The 17,160-nt window shown below is 53.4% G+C and carries 18 protein-coding genes and 2 tRNA genes; 12 read left to right on the plus strand and 8 right to left on the minus strand.

Translation table 11 applies throughout. The features are described from left to right. Positions 1 to 12: 12 nt before the first annotated feature. The gene (locus tag H6F94_RS20925) at positions 13 to 399 is read right to left on the minus strand and encodes a phage holin family protein (protein ID WP_190804197.1); all 387 of its coding nucleotides are present in this window, start codon (positions 397 to 399) and stop codon (positions 13 to 15) included. 206 nt (positions 400 to 605) lie between these two features. On the opposite strand from H6F94_RS20925, the gene H6F94_RS20930 reads away from it, so the two are divergent. The 6 genes from H6F94_RS20930 (at position 606) to H6F94_RS20955 (ending at position 6,928) form a co-directional block, all read left to right on the plus strand. Then, positions 606 to 773: a hypothetical protein gene (locus tag H6F94_RS20930; RefSeq protein ID WP_190804198.1), complete on the plus strand. Its 168-nt coding sequence runs from the start codon at positions 606 to 608 to the stop codon at positions 771 to 773. 254 nt (positions 774 to 1,027) lie between these two features. Beyond that, on the plus strand, positions 1,028 to 1,939 hold the full coding sequence (locus H6F94_RS20935; RefSeq protein WP_190804199.1) for an Npun_R2479 family HD domain-containing metalloprotein: 912 nt from the start codon (positions 1,028 to 1,030) through the stop codon (positions 1,937 to 1,939). Positions 1,940 to 2,011: 72 nt separating this feature from the next. Then, complete coding sequence (locus tag H6F94_RS20940) at positions 2,012 to 3,658, plus strand: M16 family metallopeptidase (RefSeq protein ID WP_190804200.1); 1,647 nt, start codon at positions 2,012 to 2,014, stop codon at positions 3,656 to 3,658. Next, a complete protein-coding gene (locus H6F94_RS20945) occupies positions 3,655 to 5,154 on the plus strand; it encodes a M16 family metallopeptidase (RefSeq protein WP_190804201.1) in 1,500 nt (499 codons plus the stop codon). The genes H6F94_RS20940 and H6F94_RS20945 overlap by 4 nt, the downstream gene beginning before the upstream one ends. 85 nt (positions 5,155 to 5,239) lie before the next feature. After that, a complete protein-coding gene (locus tag H6F94_RS20950; RefSeq protein ID WP_190804202.1) occupies positions 5,240 to 6,442 on the plus strand; it encodes an MFS transporter in 1,203 nt (400 codons plus the stop codon). 186 nt (positions 6,443 to 6,628) lie between these two features. Next, positions 6,629 to 6,928, plus strand: coding sequence for a DUF4278 domain-containing protein (locus H6F94_RS20955; protein ID WP_190804203.1), 300 nt, complete (start codon positions 6,629 to 6,631; stop codon positions 6,926 to 6,928). Between the two features lie 31 nt (positions 6,929 to 6,959). On the opposite strand, the gene H6F94_RS20960 is transcribed toward H6F94_RS20955, so the two are convergent. From H6F94_RS20960 to H6F94_RS20970, 3 genes are all read right to left on the minus strand, one after another. Further along, the gene (locus H6F94_RS20960; protein WP_190804204.1) at positions 6,960 to 7,499 is read right to left on the minus strand and encodes a transglycosylase SLT domain-containing protein; all 540 of its coding nucleotides are present in this window, start codon (positions 7,497 to 7,499) and stop codon (positions 6,960 to 6,962) included. 105 nt (positions 7,500 to 7,604) lie between these two features. Beyond that, positions 7,605 to 8,459 carry a M48 family metalloprotease gene (locus tag H6F94_RS20965; RefSeq protein ID WP_313949343.1) on the minus strand — a complete coding sequence of 285 codons (855 nt, stop codon included), beginning with the start codon at positions 8,457 to 8,459 and terminating at the stop codon, positions 7,605 to 7,607. Positions 8,460 to 8,615: 156 nt separating this feature from the next. Beyond that, on the minus strand, positions 8,616 to 9,314 hold the full coding sequence (locus tag H6F94_RS20970; RefSeq protein ID WP_242041309.1) for a DUF2834 domain-containing protein: 699 nt from the start codon (positions 9,312 to 9,314) through the stop codon (positions 8,616 to 8,618). A gap of 497 nt (positions 9,315 to 9,811) precedes the next feature. Between H6F94_RS20970 and H6F94_RS20975 the strand changes: the two genes are divergently transcribed. Then, positions 9,812 to 10,117 (plus strand): Mo-dependent nitrogenase C-terminal domain-containing protein, encoded by a 306-nt coding sequence (locus tag H6F94_RS20975; RefSeq protein ID WP_190804205.1) that lies wholly within the window; start codon positions 9,812 to 9,814, stop codon positions 10,115 to 10,117. A 124-nt stretch (positions 10,118 to 10,241) separates the two neighbouring features. Here H6F94_RS20975 and H6F94_RS20980 read toward each other — a convergent pair whose 3' ends face one another. After that, positions 10,242 to 10,757, minus strand: coding sequence for a tetratricopeptide repeat protein (locus H6F94_RS20980; protein ID WP_190804206.1), 516 nt, complete (start codon positions 10,755 to 10,757; stop codon positions 10,242 to 10,244). A gap of 433 nt (positions 10,758 to 11,190) precedes the next feature. Here H6F94_RS20980 and H6F94_RS20985 point away from each other — a divergent pair, with 433 nt between their 5' ends. The 4 genes from H6F94_RS20985 to cbiE all read left to right on the plus strand — a co-directional run bounded on the left by H6F94_RS20985 (position 11,191) and on the right by cbiE (position 13,353). Further along, entirely contained in the window at positions 11,191 to 11,622 is a 432-nt protein-coding gene (locus H6F94_RS20985; RefSeq protein ID WP_190804207.1) for a CAAD domain-containing protein, read from the plus strand. Between the two features lie 149 nt (positions 11,623 to 11,771). Then, positions 11,772 to 11,843: transfer RNA gene (locus H6F94_RS20990), tRNA-Lys, on the plus strand. Between the two features lie 132 nt (positions 11,844 to 11,975). Further along, a tRNA-Pro gene (locus H6F94_RS20995) sits at positions 11,976 to 12,049 on the plus strand. A 71-nt stretch (positions 12,050 to 12,120) separates the two neighbouring features. Continuing rightward, positions 12,121 to 13,353, plus strand: a complete 1,233-nt coding sequence (cbiE, locus tag H6F94_RS21000) for a precorrin-6y C5,15-methyltransferase (decarboxylating) subunit CbiE (RefSeq protein ID WP_190804208.1) — start codon at positions 12,121 to 12,123, stop codon at positions 13,351 to 13,353. Positions 13,354 to 13,430: 77 nt separating this feature from the next. On the opposite strand, the gene H6F94_RS21005 is transcribed toward cbiE, so the two are convergent. Beyond that, on the minus strand, positions 13,431 to 13,877 hold the full coding sequence (locus tag H6F94_RS21005; RefSeq protein WP_190804209.1) for an MAPEG family protein: 447 nt from the start codon (positions 13,875 to 13,877) through the stop codon (positions 13,431 to 13,433). Positions 13,878 to 13,979: 102 nt separating this feature from the next. After that, positions 13,980 to 15,647 (minus strand): D-Ala-D-Ala carboxypeptidase family metallohydrolase, encoded by a 1,668-nt coding sequence (locus H6F94_RS21010; RefSeq protein WP_190804210.1) that lies wholly within the window; start codon positions 15,645 to 15,647, stop codon positions 13,980 to 13,982. A 74-nt stretch (positions 15,648 to 15,721) separates the two neighbouring features. Between H6F94_RS21010 and H6F94_RS21015 the strand changes: the two genes are divergently transcribed. Continuing rightward, positions 15,722 to 16,528 carry an HAD family hydrolase gene (locus tag H6F94_RS21015; protein WP_190804211.1) on the plus strand — a complete coding sequence of 269 codons (807 nt, stop codon included), beginning with the start codon at positions 15,722 to 15,724 and terminating at the stop codon, positions 16,526 to 16,528. On the opposite strand, the gene ilvN is transcribed toward H6F94_RS21015, so the two are convergent. Beyond that, positions 16,485 to 17,006, minus strand: coding sequence for an acetolactate synthase small subunit (gene ilvN / locus H6F94_RS21020; protein ID WP_190804212.1), 522 nt, complete (start codon positions 17,004 to 17,006; stop codon positions 16,485 to 16,487). The genes H6F94_RS21015 and ilvN overlap by 44 nt on opposite strands. Between the last annotated feature and the right edge of the window lie 154 nt (positions 17,007 to 17,160).

Consider the following 17,160-nt stretch of genomic DNA (forward strand, 5'->3'; position numbering starts at 1 on the left):
ATAAGCGGTTGATTAGGTATTGACTTGACTATCGCTAGCGACTAGTTGCTCAGCCTGCTTCTGAGCAAAGTAGTTGCTCAAGAAAGTATTAACAATCGAAAGCAAAACCGCACCCAAAATCGCGGGGATGAATCCGTCTACCCGGAAGCCTGGCGATACAAGGGATGCAATCCACAGACTTGCACCGTTCACGACAAAAGAGAATAAACCTAGCGTCGCAAAGTTGAGAGGCAGAGTCAGCAATCTTAGAGCGGGACGGATAGAGGTATTGACAAAGCCGATAACCACAGCAGCAATTAAGGCCGCTGCGAAAGACCGGATATCAATGCCTGGAACCACAATATCTACTACCAACAAGCTCAGAGCCGTTGCCAGCCAAGTAAAAAATTGACCGATCATAATTCTCCTTTTCGGTATTTTTTAACGTCTGTTCGATCTTGCTATGGCGAGCACAAGTTCACCATCCATAGCGAGGCAGATTTCTTGACGTAGTGGTCAGAACGATGATGAGGAACCATGATGGAACAGAACGATTTCACTACTGGTTTGGCTGCCTTTTGCTCTGGATTGCTCCCTCACCCTCGCTCTAAAACTCAACTCTACCTATGCGCGCCCGCACCCTGCTGATCCAACTTTGTCTTGCTGCGGCAACGATTACGATCACGTTTGCGCTTCCCATAGAACTGGACGCACAGGCCGTCCGCCTGTCTTTAGCTCGCTACACGCCACCTGCTGCTCACTCAGGTAGCAGCTATGGTAAACCGCCCAGCTAGGGGTTAATACTTAGTTAGGATTCATTCCAATTACCCTTAAACATTCTTTACTCGGCCACAACCTTGTGTCTTATCTGTGTCTAGAGTCACGGTTGGGTGGTCCATCCCATCACAGCCGCCAGAATTACTCTGCTTAAGATGGAGAGAGATAGCGGTAAACGGAGAGATAGCGTGCATGTTAGGGCTATCTCTCCTAAGCTCATCTGGCTCATCCACTGGCTAGGAGTCGCCGCCCGTTTTAGGAGTGTGTGATCATGTTCAACGCAACTGAAATTCTGATCGATGGCTTTGTCCGCCAACTCAAGGAAGGCTATCAGCGCACCTACGGGAGCCGCAACTCCGACTACGAGGACATTATTGGCTGGGTCGGCAGTATGGCCCTGGAGAACATTGCCAACAGCGATGCGCTCTATCACAACGTCGAGCACACAATTTTAGTGACCCTAGTCGGGCAGGAATTGTTGCGTGGCAAGCATATCCGTGAAGGTGGGGTCTCCAGCGAAGATTGGCTGCATTTTATTATTTCGTTAGTTTGTCATGACATCGGTTATGTCAAGGGTGTTTGTCTGCACGACCTAGACGGTCAGTACGCAACCGGTCGGGATGGCAAGCTCATCGGCCTCCCCTTAGGTTCTTCAGACGCAGCCTTGACTCCTTACCACGTCGATCGCGGCAAGCTGTTTATCGATGAGCGTTTTGGCAAGCACTGGTTGATTGACGCTGAAGTTATCAAGAAAAATATTGAACTCACCCGTTTTCCAGTCCCCGAAGAGGCAGACCACCGGGACACCACCAACTATCCAGGTCTGGTCCGAGCCGCAGACCTGATTGGTCAGCTGAGCGACCCCCGTTACCTCAAGAAGATTAGCGCCCTGTTCTATGAGTTTGAGGAAACGGGCGTCAATCAGGCCTTGGGCTATCGCCATCCTGGGGACCTGCGCTACAACTACCCCACCTTCTACTGGAAAGGGGTTTTCCCCTACATCAAACCGGCGTTGCACTATCTCTCCCTGACCCAACAGGGCAAGCAAATTACCGCCAACCTTTATTCCAACGTGTTCATGGTCGAGCATGAGCAACAGCAGCGAGAACAAGAACAGGCCATGAAACAGGCCCAAAACCAACAAGAAGAACAGCAATTGCTGGCTGAGGCGGTCACTCACTAGTCCCGATCTAGCGCTTGTATGCTGGATAGACGTGCCCTACCTAGTGGGGATTGAGCTGTTTAGTAGGTCATCATGCGTCAAGCTTGCCTAATCTCAACGGGCTCTGCCCGTGCGAGAAGTTTGTTCTGCGCTTTTGTTGTGCTCTTGGGGCTGTTGCTAGCGGATCCTGTCTGGGCACGAGAGGCCGCGCCAGCGCCACCCAACAGTCGTGAGCCATTCTCGATTCAGCCCTATGTCGAGGCAGTAACGCGCCGGATCACTGAGTTCAAGCTCAGCAACGGCATGACTTTTATCGTCATGGAGCGCCACGAAGCCCCTACGGTGTGGTTTCAAACCTATGTCAATGTGGGTGGCGCTAATGAGGTGCCCGGACAAACCGGCATCGCTCACTTCTTTGAGCATTTGGCTTTTAAGGGAACCAGCCGCATTGGCACCACAAATGCAGCCCGTGAGAAGGCAGTCTTCAGCCAGATGGATCAGCTTGATGAGCAGTTGCGGCAAGCCCGAACCAAGGGCGATCAAGCCCAAATCGCTCGTCTCCAGCCTCAGTTTGAGAAGCTCAAGACCGAGGCTGCATCCTTAGTCAAGCGGGGTGAACTCGATGAAATTATCAGTCGCCAAGGCGGGGTGAACATCAACGCTTTCACCTCCAAGGACGCGACCCAGTACGTCTACAATTTCCCAGCCAACAAGCTTGAACTCTGGATGTCACTGGAGTCAGAACGCTTCCTGGACCCCGTGTTCCGAGAATTTTACGAAGAACGGGATGTGATTCAAGAGGAGCGGCGACGGGGCTTCGACAATAGCCCCACTGGGCAACTATTCGCCCGATTGCTTAAGGAAGCTTACAAAGTTCACCCCTATCAGTACACCACCATTGGTTCTCAGGAGACGATCCAGAGCTTGACCAGGCCGATGGTGCAGAAGTTCTACCGCGATTATTACGTGCCCCACAACATGACGATTGCGATTGTGGGTGATGTGGATCCCAAACGGGTGAAAGAGCTGGCCCAAGCTTATTTTGGGCGTTTTCGTGATCGTCCCAGTTTGCCTGATCCCACAGTGGTGGAACCGGCTCAGAGCCAACAGCGCCGCTTCACGCTGACCTTGCCCTCCCAGCCCTGGACGGTTGCGGCCTATCACCGCCCCGCCTTCAATCAACCAGACAATGCGGTCTACGAGATTATCAGCAGTATCCTCAGTGATGGTCGTACATCCCGTTTCTACCGTTCTCTGGTGCAGCAGCAGCAAATTGCCCTGACTGCCGAGGGCTTCAATGGCTATCCAGGTGACAAATTTCCAACTTTGATTGTCTTTTACGCACTGCCTGCGGCTGGCCACAAGGTTGAAGAGGTCGAAACAGCCATGCAAGTGGAGATTGACCGCTTAATCAATCAGCCTGTCAGTGCGGCGGAGCTAGCACGGGTACAAACCCAGGCACGGGCAGGTCTTTTAGGCACATTGCGCTCCAATCAAGGCATGGCTGGGGCTCTGCTGGAATACCAAGTCAAAACTGGCGACTGGCGCAATCTGTTCAAACAGGTTGAAGCTTACGCAGCCGTTACGCCCGCAGATATTCAGCGAGTTGCCCGTGCAACCTTTCGGCCAGAGAACCAAACGATTGGTCGTCTGATCCCTGCGGCAACTCCCGCAACCCCTGATCCAACGTCAGGTCCAACTTCACAAGCTACGTCCCAAGCCGTGGGAGCCCACTCATGATCCAAAATCTCATTCGACGCTGGCTCAGCTTCCTGGCCATGGCGGTAGCTTCCTTGGCTCTGTTGCTGTACCTGCCTGCTCACGCCATCGCCGCACCTCGTCACTACACTGACCTAACCTACCCGCCTCTGCCCGCGCTCCAGGTGCCTGAGCCGACGCGACTGACTTTAGACAACGGCTTGGTCATTTACCTGCTCGAAGACCACGAACTGCCATTCGTCAACGGCTCAGCCATGGTGCGTACTGGTAGCCGCTTTGAACCAGCTGACCAAGTAGGTCTCGCCTCGCTGGTCGGCAGTGTCATGCGTACAGGTGGCACCCAGAAACATAGTGGCGATGAGCTGAATATGTTGTTGGAGGACCGAGCTGCCTCTATCGAAACCGGTATCGATGCCGTCTCGGCAGGCGCTAGTTTTAACAGCCTGACTGAAGATGCTGATTTAGTCCTCGATCTCTTCGCGGAGGTTCTGCGCCAGCCCCTATTTGCGCAGGACAAGTTAGATCTAGCTAAGCAGCAATACCGCAGTAGCATTGCCCGTCGCAATGACGATCCGGATGATGTTGTACGTCGAGAATTTCAGAAGTTACTCTACAGCCCAACCAGTCCCTACGCTCGCACAGTTGAATATCGCAATCTGGACAACATTCAGCGCGAAGATTTGATTCGCTTCAAGCAGCGCTGGTTTCATCCCAACAACATGCTGCTGGGGGTGATTGGTGACTTCAAGACCGACGAGATGGCAGCAAAATTGCGCCAATTATTTGCTGATTGGCCGGCTCAACCGGGCCTTCAGGTTCCCCCCTTGCCTGAGGTGAATGGCAAAAATGCCAAGGGCGTGTTTTTCATTGAGCAACCCCAACTCACTCAGAGCTATGTGCATCTGGGGCACATTGGTGGCTTGCGTCGCGATCCCGATTATTTTCCACTCACGGTCCTCAATGAGTTGCTCAATGGCTTGAGTGGTCGGATGGTGAAGAATATCCGCACACGCCAGGGTCTTGCTTACTCGGTTTACGGTTACTGGTCTGCCAACTTTGACTACCCAGGCATCTTCATTGCTGGCGGTGAAACCCGGTCCGACGCGACGGTGCAGATGATCCGTTCAGTCATTGAAGAAATTGAACGGGTTCAGCGTGAACCCGTCACAGCGCAAGAACTGCAACTCGCGAAAGACTCGGTTCTCAGTTCCTTTGTCTTCAACTTTGAGGATCGTTCACAAACCCTGTCGCGCTTGATGCGCTACGAGTATTTTGGCTATCCCAAAGACTTTATCTTTCAGTACCAACGCGGCGTGCAGGCAACCACGGTTGCCGATATTCAGCGAGTCGCGAAAGCACACCTCAAACCTGACCAGCTCACTATCCTAGTGGCAGGTAACTCTAAGGCGATTCGTCCGTCACTGAGTACCTTGAAGCCCACAGAAACTGTTCAGGCAGTTGACATCACGATTCCTGGTACCGCTGCCGCTCAGCCCACTGCCGGTAGTCGTTCCTAGCGTTGCTTCTGGGGTTGCATAGACTTAGCGATATGCAACCCTGGGAGTCGGCTGATGATTCAGGTGATGCTTCTACCCCTCATTTATGAACCAACCCAGTCATGGTTACAGAGTGCGCTGGCTTGGCGTAGCGATTTCCTTTTATGCCTTCATTGCCATCGGTGTGGCTGAGGGCGGATTAGGCGTATTGCTGCCTTCAATCTTGACGACGTATCAGCTGACCCCGGCCACGATTACCCTGCTGTTCCTTAGTCAGGTCATTGGCTATCTGGTGGCTGCGCTCAGCAGCAGTTTGCTCAGCAGCCAGTTAGGCTTAGCTCGCCTATTGCTGTTAGCAGCGACCCTATTGGCAGGCTGCTTGGGAATTTATGCTGTGGTAGCTAGTTGGCCCCTGATGGTGGCGACTGGAGTGCTCTTCGGCCTGGGCATTGGCTGGATCGATGCAGGTATCAACACCTATCTTGCAAATGACCAGCGCAACGCCGATCTGATGGGTATCCTGCATGCCTTCTATGGGCTTGGGGCCTTGTTGGGTCCAGCCATTGCCACAACGTTGCTGGCCTTGGCCTTGAACTGGCGACAGGTTTACCTGGTATTTGCGGTAATGGTTGGGATACTGGTGCTGGCTCTGCTTTGGGCGGTGGTGACTCAAGATCGGTCGCTAACAACCAAACTAGATACTGCTGCTCCCAGTGCTAGGGCTAGTCTGCGTCTCGCGCTCAAAATGCCAGTCATCCTGGCAGCCAGCCTGTTTCTAATGGTTTATGTCGGTCTGGAAAGCTCTCTGGGTAATTGGGCCTACAGTGTTCAAACGATCAGTCGGGGCACCCCAGAACTCGTCGCAGGCTACAGCGTCAGTGCTTACTGGTTCGGGCTTAGTCTGGGGCGTTTACTGACCGGGCGAGTAGTGGCCCTAGTCGGTGCCGTCAAAAGCATCAGCGGCTCACTCGCTCTATTAACGGTTGGGTTGCTGGCTTGGTGGCTGCTGCCAGGGCAACTATTGAGCCTGCCTCTGTTGGGCTTGGCCCTAGCCACCATCTTTCCCACCACTATTTGGTTGATGCCACAACGGCTACCCGCGCATCTAGTTCCAGGCGCGATTAGCTTAATGACTGGTCTAGCTGGTTTTGGCGCAGCAGTGATTCCAACAGCCGTGGGTTGGCTCGCCGACCGAGTGGGTCTAGAGAGCATTCCAGTAATGATGCTGCCACTGGTTGTTCTGATGATTGGCTTGCATTACTGGTTGTCACAAATCCCTGCCTCTAGTGCGGCTCCCCCTGCCTCTTAAGCGCAAAGGCTTTCTGGTAGGCTTTCTACCAATTCTTAAGCGACGAATACATCTAGCTCAGTCTCCAGCTAGACAGCCGAATCTTCCTGTTCGGCTAAAGTTAGGTATCGAAAAGATTCGGTAACAATAGATACAGAAATAAAATCAATAACCTTTCAATTTCTCAGCTTCTGGAGATAACCTCAAATGCACCTATCTTTTCGTCGAGCCAGCCACGGTTACATCCTCTCGATTGTTGGCCTCCTACCTGAAGCCATCCGAGGCCGGTACCGTGGGCAGCCTTTTGAGCTGCCCAGAGCAGAGATTCAACGCGGACCAGAAACCATCCGGGGAATGTATCGGGGGCAAGCCTTTGAGCAACCGAAGTTGGTGGCCAAGGTCAGACCAAGTCGGCGGCGAGTCGAATTGTGCTATCGCGGCTCGGCCTATTTGGGCGGTCCAGATAGAACGGAGCGAGCAGTCAAGGCGCAGAAATCAGCTCCTTGACCCTAAGCTTTAAGTCGCTTAACTAGCTCATTTAAAGCGATTCGCATTGCTCAATTTGCTCAGCCTTGCTAGCAACTTCGAGAGAATATTCAGCGATTGAAGGATAGAGTTGCCCGTTGAAAACTTGCGGCTCGGTATCACCCCACAAACTACCTTCACCGCTGTACCACTTAGCTGCTACAAAGCGTTTAGCCTCCCAAGAGTCTCCTGTCTGTCCCAAAGCTTCGTAGTAATACTGGCTTAGCTTATAAGCAGCGATTTGATCCTGGATGTCTGGGTTTTCTAGAAATTCATCGGTCGAGACAACTTCACCGAGGACTTCTTGGGACCAGCTAATGACATTCTCAGGTAAAACTTGCCAGCGCCCTAAAGCGCCAGACTCAGGGTTCACAGCCTGGTAATCGTCGCCACTTTCCTGCTCTGAGATTGCAGCGGTAATGGCAGCGATTTCTTGTTCTGGCTCCAGGTTTTGAGAGCAGGCTAGGCTGGGTGTAGCAGACAGAGTCCACCCTAGGCTTAACGTGCCTAAACTGCTACATCTCAACCAATTTTTGATGCTTCGGTTCAGCATAAATAAATCTCCAGCAATGAGCCATGTTGCATTTCTGCTTTGCTGATCATGGCTAGAGATTTTGCAGACCGGAATAGAGGCTTCCCCCCTTATGCTGAAGGGGTCTTAACCCCGACCCGGGAGTCGGGAGCCAACGATTTGACTAAAGCGCTCTCGCCCCAACTCTAGATTTTGAGGAACGCCATTAGGATAGTTCTCTGCAATCAAAGCTTGCAGACGTTCAATGCGATTGCTAGGGCTAGGGTGAGAGCTGAAAAACTCCGATTGCCTACCCCCTCCTGCGGCGCCCAATACACGCATCAGCTCCACAATTGCTTGAGGGTTATAACCCGCCTCGGTCATAAAGCGAAAACCCAAGCGGTCACTTTCGAGTTCGTCATCCCTGCCGTATCTCAAGCTGACTAGCTGATTGACTGCTACTGCCAAGACTGCCGCTTGTTGTCCACGCCCCTGTTCATCCGTGGTCGCCACGCCCACTGCGGTGACTAACGCTGAGCCAAGCTGTTGCTTAGCCAAATGTTCGGCTCCATGCCGTGCTATTACATGTCCAGCTTCATGCCCGAGCACAGCTGCTAGCTGCGCTTCCGAAGACAGTAACCGAAGCAAACCAGCCGTTACAAATACCTGACCGCCTGGTAATGCAAATGCATTCACTGTTTGCGGATCTCGCAGTAAGTGAAACTCGAAAGGATAGGGAGACTGAGCCACAACAGACTGCTGCACAACTCGCCCCCCAACCTGGTCAACATATTGCTGCAAGCCTGAGTCAGGATAGAGGCCACCATGCTGAGCTGCCATCTCTGAACGAGCTTGCAAACCTAGCGAAACTTCCTGACGAGCCGTCAGTTGTACCCGTTGGGTCTCGCCAGTAATCGGATTCTCGACAGTGGTAGTGCAGTAGCTCAGCAGACCAAACAGCCCGACCATGAGCCCAATCGCCAGACGAATCAAGCATCCCACTGTTGTTCTCCTACCCGACCAGTTGAGTAACTGTTGGGCAACTTGTTGAGTTTATCTTTGTACCCGGCCCAGTACGCAGATCTTACCTACAGGCGGAGCTTTAGTCTGTTTTTTGCCAGGAGCTTTTTTGTTTGAAGGGCCTTCAGTAGAGAGCGACTACGAGCCTTGAGCTTCAGCCTTAGCAGGCAGAGGGTCAGGTGTCACCAGTGTTGGTATGAGCGGCGGACGCAGCGCTAGATAAGCAGCCGATCCCAACAGGGGAACCAAGGCAACTCCCCAAAACACTAGCGGGTTGCTCAAGCCACGGCGAGCCATATCGTCACCCAGCAGAGCAGGGAACAGCACACAGAGTAAGCAAAAATCGAGACTCATGACGTGGATGAAACGGCTGGTTTGCCACTGTTGGGCAAAGTCCTGCCAGTCGCCATTGCTAAGACCATAAACGAGCAAGACTACGGCTCCAAGGCCCAGAAGCACGCCTGTCCAGCGGGAATCTTGTATTTTCAGCCAAAGACCTTTGGCTCCGTGAAACTCACCGTTGGGCTTGCGTAATGCCAGATAGGGCAAAAGCGCAAAAGCACCAACTGCCAGCATCGCCCCTGCAAATGGCCAAGCCGGTGGCTTCTGCATTCTGCCGTCAATAAAGAGTAGACAGCCGTAGATTAAGGGCCAAACGCCCATCAGGTTAAAAAGGGCCACCACTAATGGGTTGATGCCACCTACCTGCCCTGTTGAGAGCCTTTGGATTAGGTCCAAGGTATCGGGTTGATCCGGGGGCGCTCCTAAAAAAGCGTAGGCAACAAAACCTATCCAAAGCAGCCCAAAGCCTAGCTGTCTGGTCATCTCTTTCGTCATCTGCACTTAACTCCCCTGACTTCTACAGTTTTTCCTGTCTCTATTCCTTTACAAAGGGTTACATCTAAGGGCAGAGCCTGCTTCCCGCTAATGGCTTGTCTTTCAGCCTTTGGATAGCGCTGCCGTTGCCCCCCACTCGCTACTTTTTTGTATAGAATTGTAAACGAGAGTTTGGTCGTGGTCATTGGTGGTGCTGGAAGCTGCGTTTAAAGTTCAAGACCGACAACTAAACCGCTTTTTGTTTTTTTCGTGAAACCCCAGCATGAAGCCTGAGACTCCAACCTCTGTGATGGGTAGCTTAAGGGATGTCCATCAAAAGGTTTGACCGAAACTCAGCGGATTTCCCTTACATCCAAGCGAAAGACGATGGTGGAGATTTATCTTTGCTGGGTTTCTAGCTGACGGCTAGGTGTTCTGAAGGCAGACTCTGAGCGGTTCGACTAACTCCGTTTCTCATCCCCTTTCCTAACCCTCTGTTCCTGTCAATACCAACCTGTATGTCAATTATTTTCTGGGCTTCCCATTCCTGCGCTCGTCACTCCCGTACCGACTGGCTACAGCCGCTACGCAACTGGTTAGACAACCTGGAGATTCAAGATAGCCGTGTAGCTCATTTTGTCTGCAAAGCGATCCCGCCCCAATGTCCCTTCGAGCGGGATGTAGTTCTCTTTGGCCGCAAGCTGTTTCACATCCCAGCGTTGTGCCAAATCAACCCAATCTACGAGCAGTTGGTAAGCTTACGCTTCCGCTCCCTGTGCTATCTGGCCGATGAGTGCGGCGAAGACCTCTCGCAATACTGCTAGGCTCTGCAGCCATTGCCTGATTTGCACTGCCTGATTTGAAGAGACTTTGCAAAGACATAAATGCACAACGAAGCTGCAACAGAGCTTCAAGTAGAAATCTACAAACCAGCTCCACCGGCTGGAATCAAGCCAGCCAAGCCAACCAAGCCAGCCAGGCCAGAAAGGGGATCAGGGCAACCCAAATAAAACCCGTGTTATCCCGACTAGATGTGCTCCCCGGCTCTGGCAGCTCCAATGAAGAGGGGCGACGTGCCTCAGGCTTCATTGTTACTGTCCCCGCTCGGTGTTTAGGATCACTTTCTTGCAACTGATTCAAGTCGGGGATCTCAGTGAGCCATTCCGGGCGACGATTAAGGTTTGGCGCTTCTAGGATGTAGAGCAAACGCTTATTCTGTCGACCAATGTCCACGCTAGGATGCTGCACTAATTGACGGCACAGGGCAATCGCTTCAGCTCGCTGTCCTGCTGCATCATAGGCAGTTACTAACCAAGTTTGAATTTCACCACCCAGAAAAGAGCCACGGGCAGATAGCGCCGCCGCCTTTTCTAAAAGTTGCACCGCCTCACGATAATTACCTCGTTCAAAGGCATTCTTGCCTTCCTGATAGAGTTGGCGGGAAGTTTCGGCCGCTTCGCTCATACGTTCAACGTTAATTTTGCTGATAGGGCAGAGGGTAGGCGACTGACAGAGTTGTTGGGATCGCCATTAGGCAAAGGGCCTCCTCAAATCTTAGAAGCATTAGCCTATTGCAGTTACCCTTTAAGCTCAGTGAGCGGCTAACGAGTGTAAGGTTAGGAGATTTTTGAGAGAGGGTTATGGGCTCTCTAGCAGAGGCTCTCTGAGATACTTCTGAAATACTTAGGCCAACGCTTTCTGGGCCGCTCCGCTCTCCCTCTCAAGAAATTTCCCCAACTAACGCTATGTTGCCTTTCGTTACATTGAGGTAGACGGTAGATTGTCCAGAGGAAAGAGTTTGAACGGGGAAGTCTGCGCTAACGTTTGGGTATCGTCACTCAGGACAAAGTTGCCCTGACTTCCTCATCTTCTGTCCTTATCACCTTGCATCCCTATTATGAGCGTCGAAGAGCAAAACACAGAAGTCCTTGACCTGCCGGGTGAGGCTCCAGTGACAACCCTTACCAAATTGCCCCCTGCCACCTCAACTCAGGTGGGTACTGACGAAAATCAGTGGCAACGGGTGGGTGAGCGGCTAGCATGGCTAACCTCCGATGTACCACGGCAAATTGCTAATTTCCTAGACCGTTATCAGACCCCTGTAAAGGGATTGGGTATCATTGCCCTCTCGATTCCCTTTGTCGTGTTCACGGCAGCCCTGCTCCGGGTTATCGCGGTTGTTCCTTTGCTGGCTCCCACCCTTGAGCTTGTGGGTTTTGGCTATAGCGCCTGGTTTGTTTATCGCTACCTGCTATTTGCCGACCGCCGCCAAGAGCTTGGCACAGAGCTAGACCAAATCAAAGGCCGTGTCTGGGGCCAGGATAGTTAGGCACTGATGGCTTGAGCTTCAGTTACCTGATCTTAAGCCCTGATCCCGAGCCTTAATCCTGGAGAGGGACTGCCTACTAGAGGCAGTTCCCACTTGACGAGCGTTTTCGGACACGCTATATTCGTAGACCTGTGGAAATCAAAGGTCCCGCGCTGCTAGCTCAATGGTAGAGCATCGGACTCTTAATCCGCTGGTTGAAGGTTCGAGTCCTTCGCGGCGCATTCCCTAGTCCTGGCTATACTTGCTTTGACTAAGGATGCCTCAACTTCTCCAGGTGGTTCCATTGGCACAACCTGTGGTAAGTTGTCTAAGCTGACTTAAATCTCACACGAGATCATGGTCAGACGGTTCATCGGGGCGTAGCGCAGCTTGGTAGCGCACTACTTTGGGGTAGTAGGGGTCGTGGGTTCAAATCCCGCCGCTCCGATTCCAACAACACTCTGGGGCTCAGGCTTTTACCCCATATGCCTGAGCCCTTTGTGTTAGGTCAAGTTTTTGATGATTTCTGTAGTTGGCATTGGCTTGGATGGAGCGCAGGGGCTCAGCGCTGCAACTCAGCAGCTAGTCAGTAGAGCCCAGATTTTAGTTGGCAGCACGCGGCATCTCAGCTATTTCCCTGAGCATCCTACACAACGGCTAGAGCTAGGGGATCTCAGCAGCACACTCAGCAAGCTTCAAGCCCTGGCTGCACAAGAGCAAGAGATTGTAGTGCTTACCTCCGGCGACCCTTTGTTCTTTGGCCTAGGGCGTTTGTTGTTGGAGCATATTGCCCCCGACTGCTTAACCTTCTACCCGGCAGTCAGTTCGGTGCAACTGGCTTTTGCTCGAATCAAGCAGCCGTGGCAGGAGGCACAGGTCATTAGTGCGCACGGACGCAGCCTAGAGCGGTTAATACGCACGTTGCAGACCGGTGCTCGTCAGATTGCAGTGCTCACCTCGCCTGAGCACTCTCCTGGGGCTATTGCTCGCCTGCTCCAGTCATTGAATTTGCCACTCACTTACGACTTCTGGATATGTGAGAATCTCGGCGGTTTACAAGAGCGGGTTGCAAAGTTGTCGCTCTCGGAAGCGATGACTTGCTCAGTCGCGCCACTGAATTTAGTCCTGTTAGTCCGGCAAGACGAACTGCCCCAGCCCGAGAGCTTGCCCATTCTGGGCATTGCCGACCGTGCTTTCTTGAGCTTCGAGGATCGGCCAGGGTTGATCACCAAGCGCGAGGTTCGAGTTCTGACACTGAGTGAGTTGACCCTAGAACCAGGCCAAACCGTCTGGGATATTGGGGCTGGTACTGGCTCGGTCAGCATTGAGATCGCTAGGCTCCTGCCCACAGGCGCAGTCTATGCGATTGAGAAAACTGCGGCTGGCGTGAGTCTGATTGAGCGCAATTGTCAGCGCTTGGGGGTCAGCAATGTTCAGGTTATTGCGGGGATTGCGCCCGAGGTACTAGCTAGCCTACCCGACCCCGACCGCGTCTGCCTGGGTGGCAGTGGCGGTGAATTAGAAGCAATCCTAGAAGTTCTGGCTCAACGGCTGAAGCCTGCTGGGGTATTGGTGGCGAACTTGGCAACCTTGGAGCACCTACACCGGGCACAGCAGTGGCTCACTGCCTCTCACTGGGAAGTAAATCTGCTGCAGGCAAATCTAGCCCGGTCAGTGCCGGTTGGATCACTGACACGCTTCACACCGCTCAATCCAGTGACTCTATTGAGAGCAGTACGGCCTAAGCCATAACTGAGTCTAAAGTTTTAGAGAATTTTAGAAGCCGGTTTAAGATTTCAGGTTTTCCAGATTTGGGCGCACTCAGACCGCTACAGCGAGAGCAAGCTAATCACAAATAGCCCTGCGATGCACAGTTGTCCCACAGCCCAAACCAGCGAACGGCCAAAGGCTAGGTCAGCGATATAGAAAATTGCGTAGGCTAGGCGTGCCAGCAGGTAGATGACCGTAGCTCCAGCTACCCACTCTGCCCCTGTCAGCCCCCAATAGGATTGACTGAGATGGGGACCGGTCACATAAGCCATCAGGGCTGCAATGGCAAAAATGCTAAAGGATTCAAAGGCGTTCTGGTGCGCCCAAGAGGCTCGTTGGGCAGAGGCTGGCAGTTTGTCAAACATGGCGCGCGGCGCGCTGTATTCGTAGCCTGCCTGCAAACGAGCTACGGCAACGACGCCAAAGGGCACGTAAATCAAGAACGCTGCGATTGCAATGCCGTAGAGGGGCACGCTGGTGAGCGGTAAACTTTGCAGCCAGGTCATTTAGCTGAGCCCGAAACTTAACAAAATTTTACTAGAACTTGGCCGCTTCAAAGCGCAAGGTCCAACTTTTGGTCTCCAATTCAAAACGTTCCCAATGGGTTGTCAGTGCTTCCAGCGGGCGCGGTAGGTCCGGGCATCGATATGGCAGAGCGCTGGAAATTTGGTGTAGCGCCCCAAGCCACCCGTCCACCAACTATCCAGTGTCCAGTACAGCTGGTTGCCCGTTAGACCCTCGACATAGAAATCGATCGCATCGCCGACCATGTGGCGACTCTGGGAGGCTCCGCCAACTTGACGGTTGATCTCGGGCGGACGGTACCAACTGGTAATGCGAAAGGGACGCCCGATTTTGTTGCGAGCCAACTGAGCCATTTTGGCGATGCGAATCATCGCATCTACAGTGGCTTGGTCAGGCGGCATACGCGAGCCGCCGTGAGTTGCCTCGGCCCAGGTGAAGTTGCCACCGGGGATAATGCTGGCGTAGAGCTGGATATTTCTGGGGGTCCAGCGGTCGGGGCGAGGTGGAGCTGGAGCCGGTCGAGGCGCAGGTGGAGCTTTGTCTTCATCAACACTCTTGCCCAAAGCTGCCGCCTTTTGCGCCTCATCCATCGCCTTGAGGTCTGCCTGAAGCGATTCCACCGTCTCCGCTTGATTAGGTTGCTTGCGCCATTGTTGAACCAGCGACAACAGGGCTTGGCGCTGATGATCTTCCTCTTTGTAGGCTGGGGGAACACGGGTCGCGAAGGCCTGCAGACGTCGGTCTAGCTCAGCAACATCTGTGGGGCTGAAGTTGTTAATTGAGCCTGTGCTGGGCATGCCTAGACTAGCAGGCACCTGGTCCGGCGAGCTGAGCTTGCGCCACTGTCTAACCAGCTCTACCAGCGCTGAGCGCTGATGGATTTCTCCCTTATAGTTTTTAGGCACTCGATTGGCAAAGGCAACTAGTGCCGGATCCAGCAGCGAGAGATCGGGTTGGGGCGAGATATTTCGTTGTAAGGCTTCTACCGTTTCTTCGGGGGAGTCGAGCTGACGCCAGCGTTGCGCCATCACCAACAAAGCCTCGCGCTGCTGCGGCAACTGGGTGTAGTTCTGGGGAAGTCGTTTGACGAACTGAATAAGGGCCGGATCCAGCTGGGCGTCGTTGGCTTGGATCGGTGCCGTCACAGCCAAGGATTTCACGGCGTCGCTACGTGTATCTAGTTGTCGCCAGAGGCGTAACCCTTCCAGGACAGCCTCGCGTTGCTGCGGCAAGCCTTTATAGGCCTCTGGGATGCGCTGAGTGAAACTAACCAGAGCCTTGTCTAGGGCCTGAGCATCTGCTGTGCCTGTAGCTGCCGTCTGAGCTAGGGGGCTAGTCTCTTGAATGTAGGCTCCCCACAAGCCGTTGGGATTGTTCAGTTCTGGTTCAACCAGGGCCAGTTCTTCATCAGCTAAGGGCGCGTAGAAGGCAGCGATCGCACGTACCAGTTTTTCGGTGTAGCGGCGATTCTGAGGATCCCACAGCTCCGAGCCCTTCCAATCCCGCTTGCTGAGGGCGTTAGTGATTTTGCGAACCGCATCGGCGGCATGGCGAGCTTGGGCCGCTAGATTCCCAACTTGGCTATAAGTCACTGTCCCCGTGGGCACCACCCCCAAACCTGTGTCGCCATCCGGTAGGTTGGGATAGTGCAAAACCCGGTACAAAGCCGACAGAATCGGTTTATGGATGCCGGTGCGCTGGGCTTCTGCGACGAAAATCTGATCGCGCTGGGGGGAGGACAGAGGGGGCATGGTGCGTGGTTGATCAAACTGTCAAATTAGTGGCTGCCTGATTTTAGTTCCGGAATCCTCGTTCTCGCGCAACAATGACCTCTGATGCGTTTCTTTCTCTACCTGATTCACTAGTGGGTATCCGTCTGATTGCGACAGACATGGACGGTACCTTGACGACCAATGGTCACTTTAGCGCCCCCGTCCTGCGCAGCCTGAGTGCTCTAGCGGCGTCAGGTTTGCCAGTGCTACTGGTGACCGGGCGCTCGGCAGGCTGGGTCGCAGGCTTACGGGCATATCTGCCAGGACTCGTGGGTGCGATTGCTGAAAATGGTGGCGTTGGCTTCCGTCCCGATCCTGATAGTCCCGAACAGTTGCTGATTCCCCTGCGCGACGTTGAGGCCCACCGACAACAATTGCGGGCAACTTTCGATAAACTGCGGGCCAGTTTTCCCAGCCTGGAAGCCGCGGCAGATAACCGTTTTCGCCTGACCGATTGGACTTTTGCCAATCGCAACTTGAGTTTTGCCGACTTGCAACAACTGCGCGAATTATGTGGAGCTCAGGGCTGGGCGTTCACCTACAGCACCGTGCAGTGCCACATCTACTCGATTGGACAAGACAAAGGCTCCGCTGTGTCTCAGGTGCTCAAAAGCTGGTTCCCTGGCCTAGGTGCGGAACAGGTGTTGACTGTCGGCGACAGTCCCAATGACGAAAGCCTATTCAACCCTGCTCTATTTCCGGTGTCTGTTGGTGTGGCCGGTCTGCAAGACTACGCCGAGCAAATGACTTACCGCCCTCGCTACTTGACCGATGCTTCGGAAGGCGAAGGCTTTTGTGAGCTAGCGGCATTGCTGCTCAAGACACCGCCATCCGAGCCGCTTTCAGGTATTCAGTATTGACACCGGACTCTCGAACCAGGGCGATCTTGCCGGTACGGGCGATCTCGCGAATGCCGAATTTGTTGAGCATTTGCACAATCGCCACCATCTTGCCGGGATCGCCAGTCACTTCCAGAGTGAGGGAATCTTCTGAGACATCAACCACACGGGCCCGGAAGATCTGGGCAACCTCAATAATTTCAGAGCGATTGCTAGTTGTGGCATTGACTTTGAGCAGCATTAATTCACGCTCAACGCAGGGGACCTCGGTAACATCCTGCACTTTGAGCACGTTAATTAGCTTGTAGAGCTGCTTGGTCAACTGCTCAATAATCCGGTCGTCTCCCGGTACCACCATCGTGATGCGTGAGAACCCCACCTGCTCTGCTGGGCCAACGGCCAGACTCTCAATGTTGAAGCCGCGACGGGCAAATAGACCAGCAATACGGGTGAGGACCCCTGCCTCATCCTCGACCAGAACCGAGAGCGTGTGCTTCATACCACTAGGCGCGAGTGAAAACAAACTTGTGCGCGTTCCGCTCTAGTATCGTACGAAACTTTCCTGCCTCAACAAACCCACTTCGCTCAGCTAGGTCAGAAGCTGCTCACAGATGAGACAATTAGTTTCAATTGTTTACACTACTTTGCAGTGG

Source organism: Leptolyngbya sp. FACHB-261 (assembly GCF_014696065.1).
Classification (GTDB): Bacteria; Cyanobacteriota; Cyanobacteriia; order FACHB-261; family FACHB-261; genus FACHB-261.